Below are 270 nucleotides of genomic sequence, written 5' to 3' on the forward strand. Positions count from 1 at the left end.
CCCACAGGGTCCCCCCTGCAGTACCATCGGCGCTGAAAGGCTTAGCTTCCGGGTTCGGAATGTAACCGGGCGTTTCCCTAACGCTATGACCACCGAAACCCTATCGGTTTCGAGCGAACAAGCACACTCTGTAGTTGTGTTCTAGCTCCAGAAACCAGCAACCGTTCGTTGCTTCAGAACTTACACAGTGGACGCGAGCAACTGAGGACAAGCCCTCGGCCTATTAGTACCGGTCAGCTCCACCCATTACTGGGCTTCCACATCCGGCCT

Annotated in this window: 1 rRNA gene; it reads right to left on the reverse strand. The window is 55.9% G+C overall.

The features are described from left to right. Positions 1 to 97, reverse strand: a 5S ribosomal RNA gene (gene rrf / locus IF43_RS38635); the annotation flags it as partial. Between the last annotated feature and the right edge of the window lie 173 nt (positions 98 to 270).

It is taken from the genome of Streptomyces sp. NRRL S-87 (genome assembly GCF_000719335.1).
GTDB lineage: Bacteria > Actinomycetota > Actinomycetes > Streptomycetales > Streptomycetaceae > Streptomyces.